We start from the raw sequence: 17,365 nt of genomic DNA, 5'->3' as shown, positions 1-17,365 counted from the left end.
GCCTTCACGCGCGACAAAGATCAGCCAAACCTGCCCGAGATGTAGTCCTCGGTCGCCTTCTCGTCCGGGTTCGAGAAGATCTTCTCCGTGTCGTTCAGCTCCACCAGGCGCCCCGGCTGGCCGACGCCCGCCAGGTTGAAGAACGCGGTCTGGTCCGAGACCCGCGCCGCCTGCTGCATGTTGTGCGTCACGATGACGATCGTGTACTCCTTCTTGAGCTCACCGATCAGGTCCTCGATGGCCAGCGTCGAGATCGGGTCGAGCGCGGAGCACGGCTCGTCCATCAGCAGCACGTCGGGCCGCACGGCGATCGCCCGCGCGATGCAGAGCCGCTGCTGCTGACCACCGGAGAGGCCGCCGCCCGGTTTGTTCAGCCGGTCCTTGACCTCGTTCCACAGGTTCGCGCCGCGCAGGGCGCGCTCGGCGACGTCGTCGAGCTCCTTCTTGCCCTTGGTGCCGCCCAGGCGCAGGCCGGCCACGACGTTGTCGCGGATCGACATCGTCGGGAACGGGTTGGGGCGCTGGAACACCATGCCGATGGTGCGGCGGACCTGCACCGGGTCGACACCGGCGCCGTAGATGTCCTCGCCGTCCAGCAGCACCTCGCCCTCGACGCGGGCGCCGGGGATGACCTCGTGCATACGGTTCAGCGTGCGGAGCACCGTCGACTTGCCGCAGCCCGACGGGCCGATGAACGCGGTGACGTTCCGCGGCGGCACCGAGAGGGTGACGCCGTCCACGGCGTGGAATTTGCCGTAGTAGATGTCCACGTCTTTGACGTCGATTCGTTTGGCCATCTCAAACAGCTCACTTCTTCTTCGGGGCGACAAGACGGGCAAAGAGCATGGCGAGGAGGTTCACGATCGCGATGATCAGTACCAGGGTGAGCGCCGCTCCCCAGATCCTGTCGAACGCGACGGTACCTTCGTCGAACGGGTTGCTGACCCGTTCGTTGTTCATCAGAAGCGGCAGTGCGGCCTGTTCGCCACCGAAGATGTCCCAGTTCACGTAGGCGGAGTACCCCACGAGGACCAGCAGCGGCGCGGTCTCGCCCATCACGCGGGCGAGCGCCATCATGATGCCGCCGATGATGCCGGACAGCGCGGTCGGCAGGACGATCTTCATGATCGTCTTCCACTTCGGCACGCCCAGCGCGTAGGAGGCTTCGCGCAGGTCGTCCGGGACGATCCGCAGCATCTCCTCCGAGGAACGCACGACCACCGGGATCATCAGCAGCACCAGCGCGAGCGACACGGCGAAACCGCTGCGCGGCAGGCCGAACGTCGTGATCCACAGCGCGTAGATGAACAGCGCCGCGACGATCGAGGGGACACCGGAGAGGATGTCCACCATGAAGGTCGTGACCTTCGCGAGTTTGCCGCGGCCGTATTCGACCAGGTAGATCGCGACCAGCATGCCGATCGGGACCGCGATGATCGCGCAGACCAGGCCCTGCAGCACCGAGCCGATGACCGCGTGCAGCACGCCGCCGCCGACCTCGTCCGACAGCACGGAGCCGAAGTCCTCGGTCCACCAGTTGCTGTAGGGGATCCGCTTGACACCGTTGATGACCACGGTGGCGAGCAGCCACACCAGCGGCACGACGGCGATCAGGAACGACAGCCAGATCAACGTCGTGGCGAAGCCGTTCTTGACCTTCCTGGCCAGGCTGACCTGCTGGAAGGCGGGGGTGGTGGCGGGGGTCTTCTCGAGCGTGGTGGACATGCTCAGTCCCCCTTCTTGGCGATGACGGATCGCGCGATGAAGTTGACGACGAGCGTCAGCAGGAACAGCACGAGACCCGCCGCGATGTACGCGCCCGCCGAGATCTCGTTGTTGAGTTCCGCGTAGTCCGCCGCGATCTTCGAGGCGAACGTGGCGCCGCCGTCGAAGAGGCTCCAGGTGAACTCGCGGCCGACCGCGCCGGTCAGGATGATCGCGAGCGCGATCGTCTCACCGAGCGCGCGGCCGAGGCCGAGCATCGAAGCGCCGATGTAGCCCGCCTTGCCGAACGGGAGCACCGTGGTGCGGATGACCTCCCAGCGGGTGGCGCCCAGCGCCAGCGCGCCCTCGATATGCGGGGTGGGGGTCCGCTCGAACACCTCACGGGACAGCGAGGTGATGATCGGCAGGATCATCACGGCCAGCACGATGCCCGCGGTGAAGATGGTGCCCCGCAGGTCCGGCGAGACGTTGCCGGCCGCGAAGAGCGGGATCCACGAGAAGGTGTCGTTGACCCACTGCGAGAAGGGCTCGATCGCCGGCGCGAAGACCATCAGGCCCCACAGGCCGTAGATGATCGAGGGAACCGCGGCGAGCAGGTCGATCACGTAGGCGAAGGGCCGCGCCAGCCGCTTCGGCGCGTACTGGGTGAGGAAGAGGGCGATCCCGAGCGAGATCGGCATCGCGATGATCAGCGCCAGCAGCGACGAGTACACCGTCACCAGCAGCAGGCCCATGATCCCGAAGCGCATGTCGTCCGGGGTGGTCTGCCAGACCTGGCTGGTCAGGAAGTTCACGTTGTCGGCCTGCAGCGCCGGGATGGCCTGCACCAGCAGGAACAGCCCGATCAGGCCGATCAGCGAGACGACGAAGACGCCGGCTCCGGTGGTCAGGATCTGGAAGATGCGGTCACCGGGTCGCACCGTCCTGGAATTGGGGCTCGCGAGGCGCACCGAGGACTGCTCGGGCGGTGACGCGGCAGATTGCTCCGAAATCGGGTCCTCCGTGAAGGTCTCGCGGACGCCAGAACGCCCACCGGGGTCGCCGGTGGGCGTTCTGGGCGAAGACGAATCGCTCATCGACTACTTCTGTCCAGCCTGTTTACTGATCAACCTAGAGGTCGTCGACAGGTCAGGCGATGGCCTTGACGGCGGTCAGGACCTTGTCCTGCAGGCTCTGCGGGATCGGCACGTAGCCCTTGTCCGAAAGCGGCTTCTGACCGTCGGTGGCGGCGACGTTCAGGAACGCCTTGACGGCCTTGCCGACCTCGGCGTCCGCGTACTTCGAGCAGACGATCTCGTAGGTGGCGAGCAGCAGCGGGTAGGCGCCCGCGACGTTGCTGGAGTAGATCGAGTTCAGGTCCAGCGCGAGGTCGTTGCTGCCTTCCTTCTTGAACTTCGCCGAGTCGAGGGACTTGGCGACGTTCGCGGCGGTGAGCTCGACACCGCCGGAGCCGCTGTCGATCAGGGCGGCGTTCAGGCCGTCCTTCGCGAAGGAGGACTCGACGTAGGTGATGGCGCCGTCGGTGGCCTTGACCGCGCTGGCCACACCGTTGGACTTCTCGGCACCGTTACCGACGCCACCGTTGAACTTCTTGCCGTCGCCCTGGGTCCAAGCGCCCTTCGAGGCCGCCTTCAGGTACTTCTGGAAGTTGTCGGTGGTGCCCGACTCGTCGGTGCGGGAGATGACCTGGATGGCCTTGTCCGGCAGGTTGACGTTCTCGTTGCCCTTGACCGCCTTGATGGCCGGGTCGTTCCACTTGGTGATGCCACCGTTGAAGATCTTGGCGGTGACCTCGGGGGTCAGGGTCAGCTTGTCGACCCCGGAAACCTTGTACGCGACGGCGACCGGGCCGATGACGAGCGGGAGGTTCCACGCGTCCGAGGCGCACCGGGCCTTGGCCTTCTCGGCCTCTTCGTCCTTGAGGGGCGAGTCCGAACCGGCGAAGTCGACCTGGTTCGCGTTGAACTGCTTGATGCCGGCGCCCGAACCGCTGGGGTTGTAGTTCACCTTCTGGCCGGAGCACTTGGCGGCGTAAGCCTGCACGAAGATGTCGACCGCGGTCTTCTGGGCGGACGAACCCTCGGCCGAAAGCGGGTTCTTGCCGCCGCATTCGACGTTGGCCGCGCCACTCGGAGCGGCGGCGGCACCCGTGCTGCCGGGCTTGGTCGCCGCCGGGTCGGATCCACAAGCGCCGAGCACGAGGGCGGCGGTGGCCACGATGCCGATCGCGCCCGCGGGCCGCATGATCTTCACTGCATTTCCTCCACTGGGAGACTTTCGCCGGATCGGTGGAACGGGAGCGTTCCTTCCGGACCCGGACATTAAGCACCGACAGTGGACAGGCGGCCGTCTAAGGGTGAACGGCAAGTGAACAAGGCGGCCGATGTGAGCAGCGCGACTACTCCGAAAGTGACCCGTGTCCCGCCCGTGACCTGCGCGTCTGCTCTCCGTGACCGGTCAAGTGCCGCCCGTGTGAACGCCGTTACCGTGCGTATTGAACGTCTACCTCGTATCGGGTGAAGCCGAGCTTCGAATACACGGCGAGTGCGGGCGCGTTGTCCCCTTCGACGTAAAGGATCACTTGCCCCAGTCCGCGATCACGGAGATACCGCAGCCCGGCGAGCGTGAGGGCCTTTCCGAGGCCGCCGCCCTGCGCGTCCGGGTCGATGCCCACGACGTAGACCTCGCCGGCGGGCTCGCCGCCGAACCGGCCGGGGACCGCCTCGTGGACCTTGGTCCAGTGGAAGCCGATGACCTCGCCATCCTCCTCCGCAAGGAAGAAGCCTTCGGGGTCGAACCAGGCGTCCTTCTCGGTCGCGCGGACCTCGTCGGCGGTCAGCGCGCCCTGTTCGGGGTGCCAGTCGAAGGCGCGGGCGTTGACCCGCACCATCGCTTCCTCGTCCTGCCCGGGGACGAACGTGCGCAGCGTGACCCCTTCGCGCGTCACGGGTTCCGGCCAGTCGGCCGTTTCGACGTCGGCGTGCAGGATCAGCAGTTCGCGGGCACGTTCGAAACCTTCGGTCCCGGCGAGGTGGACCGCGGCGGGGTGGTCGCCGTGCGCCCAGACACGCAACGGTTTCCCCGCGGTCTCTTCGACGAGCGCCCTGGTGAGCGCCCTGCCGTGGCCGGAGCGGCGATGCGCGGGGTGGACGAACAGTTCGGCGACCTGGTTGCCGTGCGAGTCGCCCTCGGTGTCCAGATGCGCGTACGCGACCAACGCGCCGTCGACGCGGCCGAGGAGGTGCCGCCCGCCGTCGAACCCGGAGTCCTCCGGGCGGCCGTCGGCCTCGCGCACGGCGAGGAGGAAGTCGTGGATCTCTTCCGTGTCCGGTTCACCGGTCCAAGCCAGATCGAGCATGAAATCGACCCTACCCGGGAACCCGGCACCCGCCTGGACGTCTTGTCAGACAGGAAGGGGGGCTCAGTGCGCGGAGAACTCGCTCGGCTCGTAGACGCTCGAGTCCGGGGCGACGGCCTGCTTGGCCGCCCCCTTCGAGGGACGCTCGAACTTGTAGCCGACGTTGCGCACGGTGCCGATCATCTGCTCGTGCTCCGGCCCCAGCTTCGCGCGCAGACGCCGGACGTGGACGTCGACGGTGCGCGTACCGCCGAAGAAGTCGTAACCCCAGACCTCCTGCAGCAGCTGGGCACGGGTGAACACCCGGCCGGCGTGCTGTGCGAGGTACTTGAGGAGTTCGAACTCCTTGTACGTGAGCTCGAGAGTGCGCTTGCGCAGCTTCGCGGTGTAGGTCGCTTCGTCGATGACGAGATCGCCGACGCGGAGTTCGGCGTCGACCTGCGCGGCACTGCCGTCGCGGGTGGTGACCAGCCGCAACCGGGCGTCGACCTCGGCGGGACCGGCCGTCGGGAGGAGGATGTCGTCGGTGCGCCATTCCGCGCTGACCGCGACCAGTCCGCCTTCGCCGACGACGGCGATGACCGGCGTGGAGGTCTCGTCCTCACCGGCGCCCTTGAGCAGACGGCAGAGGCTCTTCGCGGAGGCGAGATCGGCGCGCGCGTCGAGGACGATGACGTCGCGGTGGCCGGCGTCGAGCAGCGCGGTCACTTCCGGAGCACGGACGCGTACGGTGTGGGGCAGCAGATCCAGGGCGGGCAACACCGTGGTGGCATCTGCTTCCGCGGTCAGTACCAGAAGGTCCAGGCTCATCGCCGCACCGCCTTCGGATCGTGGCCGCCTCGAACGTGGCGACTGCCGGTGCTTAGTGAGAATAGCGGGTGAACAGCCGGGGACCTACCCCGTGCTGGATCGATCACACCTGGCCAAAGAGGTTGACGAAGGAGAATCGACGCAATGGTGAGCAGGCCCGTGGCGCAGGACGACCGACCCTCTCCGGGGCGGTCCGCCAAGCGAGGAAAGCGCCGTGGCCGGGGCTGGCTCATCGCCCTCGCGGTGCTCGTGGTGCTGCTGGTCGGCGCCGATTTCGGGGCGGCGGCGTTCGCCGAGCACACGATCTCCCAGAAGGCCCGCGAACAGCTGGACCTGGCCAACGATCCGGCGGTCACGGTGCACGGTTTCCCGTTCCTGACCCAGGCCCTTTCCGGTGACTACAGTCACATCACCATCAACGCCCAGGGCGTCGCCGTTCCGCCGCGGCTGAGGGACGTGGACTTCAACGCGGACATGAGTGACGTCACGGCGCCGCTGTCGGACCTGACGTCCGGCAACACGAAGTCGATCGTCATCGGCACGCTCAAGGGCGAGGTGACGATCAAGGCCGCGGACATCGCGCGGCAGGCGCCGCTGGACAAGATCGAGAACCTCAAGATCGAACCGGTCACCGAGGACTACGTCCGCAACGGCGACAGCGGCCAGGGCGAGACGAAACCGACGGCGACCAACGAGAACGGCGAGCCGGTGGACACCGCCAGCGCCGGGATCCGGGTTTCGGGCAACGTCCAGATCGCCGGGCAGAAGGTGGAGATCTTCTGCTTCGCGATGATCGAACTCGACGGGCAGAAGATCCGTCTTGAGCCGAAGCGGCTGCAGTTCGGGAATGACAAGGAGACCACCGTCGTTCCCCAGGCGGTACAGGACGCGCTGCTGCCGAACTTCAACGCGACCATCGACACCGGCGCGATGCCGTTCTCGGTGACGCCGACCTCGGTGCGCGTGAACAGCGGCTCGGTGACCATCAAGGGTGAAGGCAAGAACGTGGCCTTCAGCGGAGCGAAGCCTCAGGGGTGACTTGCGGATGACCGGAGTGTGGGTGCTGCTGGGCGTCTTGGTGCTCGGCGGGGTCGCGGGCGCGCTGATGCGAGCGCGTAACGGCCGGATCCGCGCGGCCAAACCCGGCGCGCCCACCTTGCCCGGCCGTGTCTCGGGCGCCCTCGCGCCCGAAGGTGTCACCCTGGTCCAGATCTCCACCACGTTCTGCGCGCCGTGCCGTCACACCCGCGCGATCCTCTCGGCGCTCGCGGACAAGACCGACGGCCTCACGCACGTCGATCTGGACGTCACCGAAACCCCCGAAGTCGCCCAGGCGCTTTCGATATTGCGGACTCCGACGACGCTGGCCTTGACCCCGGACGGCCGGGAGGTCTTCCGGGTCGGCGGCGTTCCCCGAGGTCAGGAGCTTCTCGAAGCCCTGAAGCCTCACCTGGCGAACGCCTGATCCCGAATTTTGGGAAGCGTCCCAAGGTGTGAACACGGTTCCCAACCTGAGGGAGCTCTGCGTACCCTCGTGCCCGTGAACAGGCTGCCCCGAACCTTGCTGACCCAGCGCCGCGCAGTGGATCTGTGCCGCGTTCGCAGCAGCCTGTGTCCCGGCGTTCGCTGAACCTCGCCTGCGCGTGCCCGTCCGGCACGCAGCTCCTTCCCTCTCGTTCGCAGGAGGAACCATGTCCGCAGGACCGGCCGTCGACCCCCGTGGTCCGCGTTTCGCCGCCATCCTGACGACGATCGTGCTCGCGGTCGTGCTCATCACCCAGTGGTGGCCACTGCTCGCGGCGCAGGCGGTGGTGTTCGCGATCGGTGCGTTCGTCGGGCTGAAGCCGGCGCCGTATTCCCTGATTTATCGCTACCTGGTCGCGCCGCGGCTCGGCCCGACGACCGAACGCGAAGACGCCGCCCCGCTGCGGTTCGCGCAGGCCGTCGGGTTCGTGTTCGCGGTCGTCGGCACCGTCGGTTTCGCCACCGGCCTGACCGCGCTCGGCTTCGTCGCCACGGCGTTCGCACTGTTCGCGGCGTTCCTCAACGCGGCGTTCAACTTCTGTCTCGGTTGCGAGATGTACCTGCTCATCAAGCGTTTCAGCCCCAGCCCTCGCGCGTCCTAACCCAGAAAGAGAGTCAGCTCCATGAGCCGTGAAGACGTCCTGGTCACCACCCAGTGGGCCGAGGAGAACCTGGACACCCCGGGTGTCGTGTTCATCGAGGTCGACGAGGACACGACCGCGTACGACAACGGACACATCCGCGGTGCGGTGAAGTTCGACTGGCGCAAGGACCTGCAGGACGGGGTCCGCCGCGACTTCGTCAACAAGGAGGGCTTCGAGAAGCTGTTGTCCGAGAAGGGCATCTCGAACGACGACCGCGTGATCCTCTACGGCGGCAACAACAACTGGTTCGCCGCGTACGCGTACTGGTACTTCAAGCTCTACGGCCACGAGAAGGTGCAGCTGCTCGACGGCGGCCGCAAGAAGTGGGAGCTCGACGGCCGCGAGCTGAACTCGGACGAGGTCAAGCGCGAGCCGACCGAGTACAAGGCCAAGGAGCAGGACCTGTCGATCCGCGCGTTCCGCGACGAGGTCGTCGCCGAGATCGGCAAGAGCAACTTCGTCGACGTGCGTTCCCCCGACGAGTTCTCCGGCAAGCTGCTCGCCCCGGCGCACCTGCCGCAGGAGCAGTCGCAGGTCCCGGGCCACATCCCCGGCGCGCTGAACGTCCCGTGGGCGAAGGTCGCCAACGAGGACGGCACCTTCAAGACCGAGGAAGAGATCAAGGAGCTGTACTCCGACGAGGGCCTCGACGAGTCGAAGTCCACGATCGCGTACTGCCGGATCGGTGAGCGTTCGTCCATCGCGTGGTTCGCGCTCCACGAGCTCCTCGGCTACGACCAGGTGAAGAACTACGACGGTTCGTGGACGGAATACGGCTCGCTCGTCGGCGTGCCGGTCGAGTTGGGAGCTAAGTGATGGCAGACGACAGCTGCGGCGCGCCGGTCCAGGAGGCCACCCCCGCCGATTACGACACCCGCGGCCAGGTCGTGCTGGCCGGCAAGGTGACCGGCTCGGACGGGCCCGTCGGCGGCGCCTTCGTGCGGTTGCTGGACGGCGGCGGCGACTTCACCGGCGAGGTGGTCTCGTCGGCCGACGGCGACTTCCGCTTCTACGCGGCCCCCGGTGACTGGACGGTGCGCGCGCTGCACCGCTCCGGCAACGGCGAGGCCTCGGTGACCGCCCAGGGACCGGGCGTGCACCAGCTGGCGATCTCGGTCGCCTGAGACGGGCTGAAGGGGCCCTTCACCGCATCTCATGCGGCGAAGGGCCCCTTCGTCGCGTCAGATGCGGTGAAAGCGTCCTTCAGCGCGTGTGGGCACTGCCACGCGACCTCGGCAGGCCTGTCGGGGCAGGTAGCGACTAAGGTGCGTGTCGTGGAGATCCTGTTTACGACCCTGCTGGTGCTCGCCGGCGTCGCGATCACCTGGTTCGCCGTGTACGTCGTCTACCGGCTTTACGCGGACCAGCGCTGACCCATGACGGCTAGTGGCGACGAGGCCATCCAGGCCGCGGAAAAGCGCGCGGAGAGCACGCGCGACCGGAACCTTCCGCAGTTCGACGACATGCCCATCCCGGGCGACACCGCGAACTTGCGTGAGGGTCCGAACCTCAACGACGCCTGCCTGGCGCTGCTGCCGCTCGTCGGCGTGTGGCGCGGCGAGGGCGAGGTCGACTACCCGACCATCGAGGGCCCGTACCGGTTCGGCATGCAGCTGACCATCGCGCACGACGGCCGCCCGTTCCTCACGCACGAGGCGCGTGCCTGGCTGCTCGACGAGGACGGCAAGGTCATCCGTCCCGCGGCGCGCGAATCCGGGTTCTGGCGCCCGCAGGCCGACGACACGATCGAGCTGCTGCTGACCCACAACACCGGCATCGTGGAGCTCTTCTACGGCAAGCCGCGTGGCAAGGCCTCGGTCCCGGCCTGGGAGCTCGGCACCGACGCGGTCGTCCGCACCTCGACGGCCAAGGACGTCACGGCGTCTCAGCGGCTCTACGGCATCGTCAACGGCGAACTCGGCTACGTCGAGGAGCGCGCCATGATGGGCCAGGAACTGCAGCCGCACACGTCGGCGCTGCTGCGTCGCGTGGTGGGCTGACGTACTTTCCGATGCGGTGGCGTGCCTACGGCGAGCACGCCGCCCTGCTCGACTGCGCTTCGCTGGCCGAGTCGATGGCGGCGCACGCGATGCTCTCCTCCGCGCGTCCGGACGGCGTCACCGAACTCGTTCCCGGCGCGCGCAGCCTGCTCGTGGTGGAAACCCCCGGCTCGGGCGCGCTCGCGGCCGTCCGTGAACTACTGGCGGACGCCGACCTCGACCATCCGCCGGAAGGCGAATCCCGCGAAATCACCCTCGACGTGACCTACGACGGCGAGGATCTCGAACTCGTCGCACGGGACGCCGGAGTGTCCACAGAGGACGTCGTCCGGCTGCACACCGGCGCCGTCTACACCGTGGCGTTCACCGGGTTCGCGCCCGGATTCGGTTACCTGACCGGACTTCCCGAGCCGCTCCGGCAACCGCGGCTGCCCGCTCCGCGCACTCGCGTGCCACCGGGTTCGGTCGGTATCGCGGGCGAGTTCACCGGCGTGTACCCGCGCGTCTCACCGGGCGGCTGGCGGCTGATCGGGCACACCCGGACCGTGCTGTTCGATCCCCGTGCCGACCGGCCCGCGCTGCTGGCGCCCGGCGACCGCGTGCGGTTCCGGAGCGCCGGATGAGGGCCATCGAAGTGGTCGAGACCGGCCCGCTCGCGCTGATCCAAGATCTCGGCAGGCCCGGCTACGCGCATCTCGGCGTGCCTCCGTCGGGCGCGCTGGACGTCCCGGCGCTGAAACTGGCCAACCGGCTCGTCGGCAACGCCGAGGACGCGGCCGGTGTGGAATGCCTGCTCGGCGGGCTGCGGCTGCGCGCGAGGACGTCCTGCACGGTCGCGGTGACCGGTCCTTCCGTCGCCGTCGAGGTGGACGGGCGTCCCGTCGGCTCGCACGCGCCGGTGTGGCTGGCGGCGGGGCAGGTCGTGGCGGTCGGTGCGCCTGCCACCGGATTACGGTGCTACCTGGCGGTTTCCGGCGGCATCACGGTCGAGGCGGAACTCGGCAGCCGGTCGTGGGACGTCCTCTCGGAGATCGGCCCCGCGCCGCTCAAGAAGGGCGACGTCCTGCCGCTCAGCCCGTCGTCCGTGTCCGGCGGCGCCGACGTCGTGCTGCCCACGACGGCACCGGCGGAACTGGTCGTGCGCGTGGATCCTGGCCCGCGCGCGCACTGGTTCGAGGATCCGGCGGCGGGGCTCGCGAAGACCTGGACGGTGACGGCGGAATCCAACCGCGTCGGGCTCCGGCTCGACGGACCGGCGTTGACCCGCGGACCCGAATACGCGGAGCGGGAGCTGCCGAGCGAGGGCCTGTTGACCGGTGCCGTGCAGGTTCCGCCGAACGGGTTGCCGGTGGTGTTCTTGGCGGATCATCCGACTACCGGTGGTTATCCGGTGGCGGCCGTGGTGAGACAGGCGTCACTCCCGGCCCTCGCGCAGGCCAGACCCGGAACCCTTCTCCGCTTTCACTCGTCCACGAGGGTGTGGAACAGGTAAAGGTCGACGGTGGCACGGGTGTCATCGACACGAATTCGGTACCAACCCAGCCGGAACTGCCGCAGTCGCTGCGGATCGCGCTGGCCACCGGCCAGATGCGGCGTCCGCTCGGCGACACGCTCCGCCCGCTTCTCGACCTCTTCGCCGACGGCGAGTACCAGGTCACCGGACCCGAACGGCTGGCCGAGGACCGCTACCTGACCCCGAGCGCCGACTGGCCGCCCGCCGACGTGTCCCGGGTCGGTTACTACCGGACCGCGATCAAGAGCGGGCACCGGCCGGTCGCGGTCGTGCTGGAGACCACCGACGCGGCGGTGATCCTCGACGGGCACCACAAGATCGCGGCTTACCGTGAGGAAGAGATCCTGCCGCACCTGCTGATCATCAGCCCGCTCGGCTGATGGACGGCCCGCGGTTCCGCGATCCCCAGATTCGGCTCGGGAACCTTGCCGCCGAGCCGATCCTGGTCGTCTGTCCACGCTGCTCGGGCCGTGCCTCCGTCACTCACGAACGGCTGACCTGCGCCGGCTGCGCCCTGGTGCGCGTTCCCCCTGAACCCCACTACCACGTGTGGAACCGGCCCATCGATCCGTTCTTCCACGAACCGCTGTGGCTGCGCGCCGACTGCTGTGGCGGGAACACCCTTTGGGCGTTCCACGAACGTCACCTCGACCTGCTCGAACGATTCGTCGCGGCGAAGCTGCGCGAACGCGGGCTCGGGAACCGTCCCGGCATGACCTTGGTCGCCCGGCTGCCCGCCTGGATCACGACGGCCAAGCACCGGGACGAGATCCTTCGCACCATCGCCAAGCTGCGCGCGACACTCAGCTGATCGCGTACTCGCTCTCGTATGCGGCGGCCAACTCGGCGTGGATCGCGCTGGAGTCGGTGAGCGCGACGCCGTCGAGCGTGTGCACCCGGGTCAGCTTGCGGACCGACGAGGCCAGGAACAGTCCTTCGCCCGCGGTGAGGTCCGAGACCTTGAGCGGCTCGACCTTGACCGACCAGCCCGCGCGCTCGGCGCCGCGGAACAGCGCCGCCTGCGTCGTCCCCGGCAGGATGCCGATGGTCGCCGGCGGCGTGTAGAGCGTCTTGTCCTTCGCGAGGACGACCGTGGAAGTCGGCCCTTCGAAGACCGAACCGTCGGCGGCGGTGAAAATCACATCGCTCGCGCCACGGCGGCCCGCCTCCCGCAACGCCGCCATGTTGACGCCGTACGAAATCGACTTCGCGCCCAGCAGCAGCCACGGCGCGCGCTCGGCGAGGTCGGCCTCGATACCGCGCTCGAGGGTGATCGCCGCGACGCCTTCGACGCGGGCCCGCTGGACCTTCTCGTCGATCTCCACGCCGAGCGCGAACCCGAACGGCTTCGCCTCCGGATCGCCGTCGATTCCCCTGGTGTACACCAGTTTCAGCGCGATCTCGGCGGGGCCCGACCAGTTGTCGATGACCGTCTGCGCGGCGCGCTCCCAGACCGCGAGGTCCGGCTCCGGCAGGTCGAGCATGGCCGCGGAACGGGCCAGCCGCTCGAGGTGCGGGCGAAGCTCACGGGGCCGTCCGTCGACGACGAGGATCGTCTCGAACACGCCGTCGCCGCGAAGCAGTCCCAGATCGTCCACCCGCAGGTGGGCGGCTTCGGGGTCGGCCAGGGTCCCGTCGAGGAAGGCAAGCACGCGCATGGGGACACGGTACTCACTAGCATGGGTTTCATGCCCTACCGCTCCCCCTTGCTCGAGCTTCCTGGACCGATCGCGGCACCCGACGGGCATCCGGAGGAAGGTGTCCCGTGGCACTGGGGTGACCCCTTCGCCGAGCAACGGACCGCGGCGCGCGGCGCGGTCGTGATCGACCGTTCGCACCGCGAGATCCTGGCCGTGACCGGCGAAGAACGGTTGTCCTGGCTGCATTTGGTGATCTCGCAGCATGTCACCGGGCTCGCCGAGGGCACCGGCACCGAGGCGCTCGTGCTGGACAGCCAAGGCCGCGTCGACACGCACATGGTCGTCGCGCACGCGGACGGCACGGTGTGGCTGGACAGCGACCGGGGCGCGGTGGCCACCAGCGCGTTGCCGTCCGGCGGCAAGCAGACACTGCGCGACTACCTCGAAGCGATGAAGTTCTGGTCCAAAGTGGACATCCGCGATGTCTCGGACGAGCTGGCGCTGCTGACCGTCCTCGGCCCGGACGCGGACCGCGTACTGGACTCCGTGGGTGTTTCCGTGGGCTCGGACCCGTACTCGGTCGTGGCGATCCCCGGCGGTTTCGCGCGGCGGATGCCGTGGCCGGGACGGCACAGCGTCGACCTCGCCGTGCCCCGCGCCGAACTGGCCGATTGGTGGCGACGCCTGACCGACGCGGGCGCGCGACCGGCGGGCAGCTGGACCTTCGACGCGCTGCGGGTCGAATCGCTGCGGCCGCGGCTGGGCGTCGACACCGACGAGCGCACGATCCCGCACGAGGTGAACTGGGTCGACTCCGCCGCGCACGTGGCGAAGGGCTGCTACCGCGGACAGGAGACCGTCGCGAAGGTCCACAACGTCGGGCGGCCGCCGCGGTACATGGCGCTGCTGCACCTGGACGGTTCGCCGGAGATCACGCCGGAGACCGGAGATCCGGTGGTGCTGGGCGAGCGGACGGTGGGGCGCGTCGGCAGCGTGGTGCAGCACCACGAACTGGGCCCGATCGCGCTGGCGCTGGTCAAACGCTCGACGCAGCCGGGCGCGGAACTGCTGGTGGGCGCCGAGGATCGCGTCGTGCAGGCGACCATCGACCCGGACTCGGTTCCGGGGGAGGCTCCGGCTCCCGGACGGGAAGCGGCTCAGCGGCTGCGGGGCTGAGGCGGGTCTCGGCTCCATCCGGCGCCTCAGCCGGTGCGCCCAATGTGGCATCGGAGACGCTCAGCGTCCCCAATGCCACATTGGGCGCACTCGTCCGCCGAACCCACGGGCTCCGCCACTTTCGCACCGCGGCCGCGCGTGAAGGGCCCCATCCCTCGGCTGAGCGCTGGAAACTCGGCCTTCGCTCACGACCGAAGTACGTGAAGGCCCCCTTCCCTGCGCTAGACGCAATGAAGGGGGCCTTCACGTACTTTCCGGCTGCCGCCACACCTCCGTCCACAGGTTGTCCACAACTCTGCCCACCTGTGGACAACTCCGCCGACCAGCACTTTTCCCCGCCCACCCCCGGTAGACTGGACCAGGGGCCGCCCCCGGGACGGGTGGGGGGCGGGCTCTGGAAGGGACCGAAAGAGCAGCCGTCCGGCGGAGGGGCTCGGAAGGGGCGGAGATCCTTGTGGTATCGCTCCCTGCGGAACATTTCCGCTGGAGCGCGATAAGCTACGCGCGTGATCGAAGTCCGGCCCGGTGGTCGCCGTCGTATCGACCGCGTGCTCGGCCCTGGGTATCTCAGCGACCTCGGCGAGCTGACGCTTTCCGTGCTGCGCGAGCGCCGTGACGAGGCCGCGCAGGAGGAGACCGACCTGTCGTACCTGCGGCGCCTGCTCCACGCGCGTATCGACATCGTGCGGGCCGAGCAGGAGCGCCGGAGTTCCGGCGGCGAGAGCAGCGTCGTCGAGCGGCTGGCCGCGATCCTGGCGGACAACGCGATCGGCCCGGCCACGGGCTCGGGGAGACATCAGCGGCTGGAGCCGTCTCGCGCGGGCGAGCACCGGCGGTTCGCCGAGGCCCTCATCGGCGACACGGACCTTTCCGACGTCAGCACGCTCTCGGACGAGAAGCTGGTCAACGCCCTCAACCGGTACGCCGACGAAGAGGTCTCCGTCTCTTCGTACCGCCGCGAGGTGCAGAGCGTGATGGACACGATCAACGCCGAGATCGCGACCCGCTACCGCAAGGGCACGGCGTCGGTCGACGATCTCCTCGATACCGAACGCGGCGGGTCCGAGTGACGAATCCGGTCCTGGTCGAGGTCGTCCGATCCGGTTTCGTGGAGAGCGTGCACCGCGGCGCGCTCGTGATCACCGCCCCGGACGGCTCGGTGCGTTTCTCCGCGGGTGACATCGAGCGGCCGGTCTACCCGCGCTCGTCCAACAAACCTCTGCAGGCCGTCGGCATGCTCCGCGCCGGCCTCACCATCGGCGACGAAGAACTCGCGCTGGGCTGCGGCTCGCACAACGGCGAACCCGACCACGTCGAGGGCGCCCTGAAGATGCTGTCCCGCGCGGGGCTCACCGAGGACGCGCTGGCCTGCCCGCCCGCCTTCCCACTGCACGAGCCGAGCATGCTGGCCGTCGCCTCCGCCGGGAAACGCCGGGCCGCGATGAACTGCTCCGGCAAGCACGCCGCGATGCTCACGACCTGCGCCCAGGTCGGCTGGCCGACCGACGACTACGCGGCCGAGATCCACCCGCTGCAGAAGATCATCCAGGCCACGGTCGCCGATCTCACCAGCGAAACGATCGAGACGGTCGGCGTCGACGGCTGCGGCGCCCCGCTGTTCGCGTTCTCCCTCACCGGCCTCGCCCGCTCCTTCGGCAGGCTCGTCACCGCCATGGGCGGGCCGGAACGCCGGGTCGCGGACGCGGTCCGCGCACATCCGTGGCAGGTCGCGGGCACCGGCCGCGAGGACACCGTGCTGATGCGGACCATCGACGGCCTGCTCTCGAAGGGCGGCGCCGAGGGAGTGCACGCGTTCGCGCTCCCGGACGGCACGGCGCTGGCACTGAAGATCGACGACGGCGCGCCCCGAGCCCGGCTCCCGCTGCTGCTCGCGACCCTGCGTCACCTCGGCATCGAACCGGGTGACGAAGCAGTGGACCTCGCGCGCGACGCGGTGCTCGGCGGCGGGAAACCGGTCGGCGAGCTGAAGGTCGCCGCCGGTCTCTTCGGCTAGTTCGCGCGTTCCCGCGCGGCCAGGTCGCCCCAGAAGTCGCGCAGGTCGGCGAACAGTTCCGCCAGCTCGTCGACGTTGCCGGTGCGGAGCGCGTCGAGGATGTCGTGCACCTCTTCGGCGGTCGTGTCGGCCTGCAGGATCGAGTCGGCGAAGAGCTGCACGAGACCGCCGTAGTCGAGTTCGACCGCGGAGCCGGGGTGGAAGCTGTCGAGCCAGCGTCGCGTCTCCAGCAGCACCCGGCCGGGCCCCGAGTCACCGAAGGTCGCTTCGAGCAGGTCCCCGACCTCGCGGGCGCGGTACCGCGCGTCGGCGATGGAGACCCGCCACGACACCTCGCGCTCCGGATCGTCGCGCCCCTTGCCGAGTTTGACCCGGCGCATCCCCGGGTCGAACAGGACGAACCACGGGAGCGGAACGGTCCACGTCGTCGAGAGCGTGTGCGAGGCCGAAGCGGACAAGTCGCCGATCGCGGACTTCGCCCGTGAGCGGATCATGTCCAGCGACGCACCGCCCGCGTCGAGCACCGCGTTCTTCAACGCCGGATGCGCGTCGCCGAGGAAGGTCACCAACGCCGCGGCCGAGCGCGCGCGGATCTCCATCGGACAGATCAGCGGTCCAGGACCGGCGTCGCCGTGCTCACCCTCCGGCACGTCTTCGGGGTCGAGCACGAGGACGTCGGTGACGAGACTGGGGGCGGCCCTGCCGTCCGCGAGTTCGGCGGGCAGCAACCGCCCGACATGCTGTGACTTGAGCCACAGTGCCTGCTCGCGCTCGCCCGCGGCCGAACGATCGAGCCGGGCCACTTCGACGGCCTCGAGCAGGCGTTCGTCCGGTGGATCCCCCAGCGCGAGCAGGGGCTCATAGACGCGGAGATAAGCCGCGAACGGACGGGGCACACGAGCATCGTGGCACGCCGACCTGCGACTATCGCCACCGACTGGCCGGTAACCGGCGTTCCGTG

General features: G+C 68.8%; 21 protein-coding genes. 13 read left to right on the top strand and 8 right to left on the bottom strand.

Features of this window, described 5'->3' with window-relative positions; all coding sequences use genetic code 11:
• Positions 1–20: 20 nt before the first annotated feature.
• From pstB to DMC64_RS08240, 6 genes are all read right to left on the bottom strand, one after another.
• Positions 21–797: a phosphate ABC transporter ATP-binding protein PstB gene (gene pstB / locus DMC64_RS08265; protein ID WP_016338000.1), complete on the bottom strand. Its 777-nt coding sequence runs from the start codon at positions 795–797 to the stop codon at positions 21–23.
• A 10-nt stretch (positions 798–807) separates the two neighbouring features.
• Complete coding sequence (gene pstA / locus DMC64_RS08260) at positions 808–1,725, bottom strand: phosphate ABC transporter permease PstA (RefSeq protein WP_037334778.1); 918 nt, start codon at positions 1,723–1,725, stop codon at positions 808–810.
• Between the two features lie 2 nt (positions 1,726–1,727).
• Entirely contained in the window at positions 1,728–2,645 is a 918-nt protein-coding gene (pstC, locus tag DMC64_RS08255) for a phosphate ABC transporter permease subunit PstC (RefSeq protein ID WP_016338002.1), read from the bottom strand.
• 208 nt (positions 2,646–2,853) lie between these two features.
• Positions 2,854–3,978: a phosphate ABC transporter substrate-binding protein PstS gene (gene pstS, locus DMC64_RS08250; protein ID WP_125733092.1), complete on the bottom strand. Its 1,125-nt coding sequence runs from the start codon at positions 3,976–3,978 to the stop codon at positions 2,854–2,856.
• 229 nt (positions 3,979–4,207) lie between these two features.
• On the bottom strand, positions 4,208–5,083 hold the full coding sequence (gene mshD / locus DMC64_RS08245; RefSeq protein WP_125733091.1) for a mycothiol synthase: 876 nt from the start codon (positions 5,081–5,083) through the stop codon (positions 4,208–4,210).
• Between the two features lie 63 nt (positions 5,084–5,146).
• Positions 5,147–5,893 (bottom strand): response regulator transcription factor, encoded by a 747-nt coding sequence (locus DMC64_RS08240; RefSeq protein ID WP_037334769.1) that lies wholly within the window; start codon positions 5,891–5,893, stop codon positions 5,147–5,149.
• Between the two features lie 144 nt (positions 5,894–6,037).
• Here DMC64_RS08240 and DMC64_RS08235 point away from each other — a divergent pair, with 144 nt between their 5' ends.
• The 10 genes from DMC64_RS08235 to DMC64_RS08190 all read left to right on the top strand — a co-directional run bounded on the left by DMC64_RS08235 (position 6,038) and on the right by DMC64_RS08190 (position 12,385).
• Positions 6,038–6,931: a DUF2993 domain-containing protein gene (locus DMC64_RS08235; RefSeq protein WP_081975722.1), complete on the top strand. Its 894-nt coding sequence runs from the start codon at positions 6,038–6,040 to the stop codon at positions 6,929–6,931.
• 7 nt (positions 6,932–6,938) lie between these two features.
• On the top strand, positions 6,939–7,358 hold the full coding sequence (locus DMC64_RS08230; protein WP_125733090.1) for a thioredoxin family protein: 420 nt from the start codon (positions 6,939–6,941) through the stop codon (positions 7,356–7,358).
• Between the two features lie 226 nt (positions 7,359–7,584).
• Positions 7,585–8,019, top strand: coding sequence for a DUF4395 domain-containing protein (locus tag DMC64_RS08225; protein ID WP_125733089.1), 435 nt, complete (start codon positions 7,585–7,587; stop codon positions 8,017–8,019).
• 21 nt (positions 8,020–8,040) lie between these two features.
• Positions 8,041–8,877: a sulfurtransferase gene (locus DMC64_RS08220; protein ID WP_125733088.1), complete on the top strand. Its 837-nt coding sequence runs from the start codon at positions 8,041–8,043 to the stop codon at positions 8,875–8,877.
• A complete protein-coding gene (locus tag DMC64_RS08215; protein WP_037334762.1) occupies positions 8,877–9,185 on the top strand; it encodes a DUF1416 domain-containing protein in 309 nt (102 codons plus the stop codon). Before DMC64_RS08220 ends, DMC64_RS08215 begins: the two co-directional genes overlap by 1 nt.
• A 252-nt stretch (positions 9,186–9,437) precedes the next feature.
• Positions 9,438–10,061, top strand: a complete 624-nt coding sequence (locus DMC64_RS08210) for an FABP family protein (RefSeq protein WP_037334760.1) — start codon at positions 9,438–9,440, stop codon at positions 10,059–10,061.
• An 11-nt stretch (positions 10,062–10,072) separates the two neighbouring features.
• A complete protein-coding gene (gene pxpB, locus DMC64_RS08205; protein WP_125733086.1) occupies positions 10,073–10,684 on the top strand; it encodes a 5-oxoprolinase subunit PxpB in 612 nt (203 codons plus the stop codon).
• Complete coding sequence (locus DMC64_RS08200) at positions 10,681–11,553, top strand: biotin-dependent carboxyltransferase family protein (RefSeq protein WP_125733085.1); 873 nt, start codon at positions 10,681–10,683, stop codon at positions 11,551–11,553. Before pxpB ends, DMC64_RS08200 begins: the two co-directional genes overlap by 4 nt.
• Complete coding sequence (locus DMC64_RS08195) at positions 11,541–11,954, top strand: hypothetical protein (RefSeq protein ID WP_037334753.1); 414 nt, start codon at positions 11,541–11,543, stop codon at positions 11,952–11,954. The genes DMC64_RS08200 and DMC64_RS08195 overlap by 13 nt, the downstream gene beginning before the upstream one ends.
• The gene (locus tag DMC64_RS08190; protein WP_125733084.1) at positions 11,954–12,385 is read left to right on the top strand and encodes a TFIIB-type zinc ribbon-containing protein; all 432 of its coding nucleotides are present in this window, start codon (positions 11,954–11,956) and stop codon (positions 12,383–12,385) included. The genes DMC64_RS08195 and DMC64_RS08190 overlap by 1 nt, the downstream gene beginning before the upstream one ends.
• Here DMC64_RS08190 and DMC64_RS08185 read toward each other — a convergent pair.
• Positions 12,378–13,232, bottom strand: coding sequence for an aminodeoxychorismate lyase (locus DMC64_RS08185; RefSeq protein WP_037334749.1), 855 nt, complete (start codon positions 13,230–13,232; stop codon positions 12,378–12,380). The two genes, DMC64_RS08190 and DMC64_RS08185, sit on opposite strands and share 8 nt — an antisense overlap.
• A gap of 30 nt (positions 13,233–13,262) precedes the next feature.
• On the opposite strand from DMC64_RS08185, the gene DMC64_RS08180 reads away from it, so the two are divergent.
• The 3 genes from DMC64_RS08180 (at position 13,263) to DMC64_RS08170 (ending at position 16,404) form a co-directional block, all read left to right on the top strand.
• Positions 13,263–14,390, top strand: coding sequence for a folate-binding protein YgfZ (locus DMC64_RS08180; RefSeq protein WP_043849249.1), 1,128 nt, complete (start codon positions 13,263–13,265; stop codon positions 14,388–14,390).
• 506 nt (positions 14,391–14,896) lie between these two features.
• Positions 14,897–15,460, top strand: a complete 564-nt coding sequence (locus tag DMC64_RS08175; RefSeq protein WP_007032564.1) for a hypothetical protein — start codon at positions 14,897–14,899, stop codon at positions 15,458–15,460.
• Positions 15,457–16,404 (top strand): asparaginase, encoded by a 948-nt coding sequence (locus tag DMC64_RS08170; RefSeq protein ID WP_125733083.1) that lies wholly within the window; start codon positions 15,457–15,459, stop codon positions 16,402–16,404. The genes DMC64_RS08175 and DMC64_RS08170 overlap by 4 nt, the downstream gene beginning before the upstream one ends.
• Here the strand turns inward: DMC64_RS08170 and DMC64_RS08165 are convergent.
• Positions 16,401–17,300, bottom strand: coding sequence for a hypothetical protein (locus tag DMC64_RS08165; protein ID WP_125733082.1), 900 nt, complete (start codon positions 17,298–17,300; stop codon positions 16,401–16,403). The genes DMC64_RS08170 and DMC64_RS08165 overlap by 4 nt on opposite strands.
• Positions 17,301–17,365: the final 65 nt, after the last annotated feature.

The sequence above is a fragment of the Amycolatopsis sp. WAC 04197 genome, from assembly GCF_003947475.1.
GTDB classification, from domain to species: domain Bacteria; phylum Actinomycetota; class Actinomycetes; order Mycobacteriales; family Pseudonocardiaceae; genus Amycolatopsis; species Amycolatopsis japonica.
Note: the sequence above shows the minus strand (reverse complement) of the source record. Positions and strands in the feature narration are given on the sequence as shown.

Coding starts and splice junctions, on each gene's coding strand:
- pxpB (WP_125733086.1), top strand. CDS start 10,073: ATGCGGTGGCGTGCCTACGGCGAGCACGCCGCCCTGCTCGACTGCGCT.
- DMC64_RS08185 (WP_037334749.1), bottom strand. CDS start 13,232: ATGCGCGTGCTTGCCTTCCTCGACGGGACCCTGGCCGACCCCGAAGCC.
- DMC64_RS08240 (WP_037334769.1), bottom strand. CDS start 5,893: ATGAGCCTGGACCTTCTGGTACTGACCGCGGAAGCAGATGCCACCACG.
- DMC64_RS08235 (WP_081975722.1), top strand. CDS start 6,038: ATGGTGAGCAGGCCCGTGGCGCAGGACGACCGACCCTCTCCGGGGCGG.
- mshD (WP_125733091.1), bottom strand. CDS start 5,083: ATGCTCGATCTGGCTTGGACCGGTGAACCGGACACGGAAGAGATCCAC.
- DMC64_RS08225 (WP_125733089.1), top strand. CDS start 7,585: ATGTCCGCAGGACCGGCCGTCGACCCCCGTGGTCCGCGTTTCGCCGCC.
- DMC64_RS08190 (WP_125733084.1), top strand. CDS start 11,954: ATGGACGGCCCGCGGTTCCGCGATCCCCAGATTCGGCTCGGGAACCTT.
- DMC64_RS08200 (WP_125733085.1), top strand. CDS start 10,681: ATGAGGGCCATCGAAGTGGTCGAGACCGGCCCGCTCGCGCTGATCCAA.
- DMC64_RS08180 (WP_043849249.1), top strand. CDS start 13,263: ATGCCCTACCGCTCCCCCTTGCTCGAGCTTCCTGGACCGATCGCGGCA.
- DMC64_RS08230 (WP_125733090.1), top strand. CDS start 6,939: ATGACCGGAGTGTGGGTGCTGCTGGGCGTCTTGGTGCTCGGCGGGGTC.
- pstB (WP_016338000.1), bottom strand. CDS start 797: ATGGCCAAACGAATCGACGTCAAAGACGTGGACATCTACTACGGCAAA.
- DMC64_RS08210 (WP_037334760.1), top strand. CDS start 9,438: ATGACGGCTAGTGGCGACGAGGCCATCCAGGCCGCGGAAAAGCGCGCG.
- DMC64_RS08215 (WP_037334762.1), top strand. CDS start 8,877: ATGGCAGACGACAGCTGCGGCGCGCCGGTCCAGGAGGCCACCCCCGCC.
- pstA (WP_037334778.1), bottom strand. CDS start 1,725: ATGTCCACCACGCTCGAGAAGACCCCCGCCACCACCCCCGCCTTCCAG.
- DMC64_RS08220 (WP_125733088.1), top strand. CDS start 8,041: ATGAGCCGTGAAGACGTCCTGGTCACCACCCAGTGGGCCGAGGAGAAC.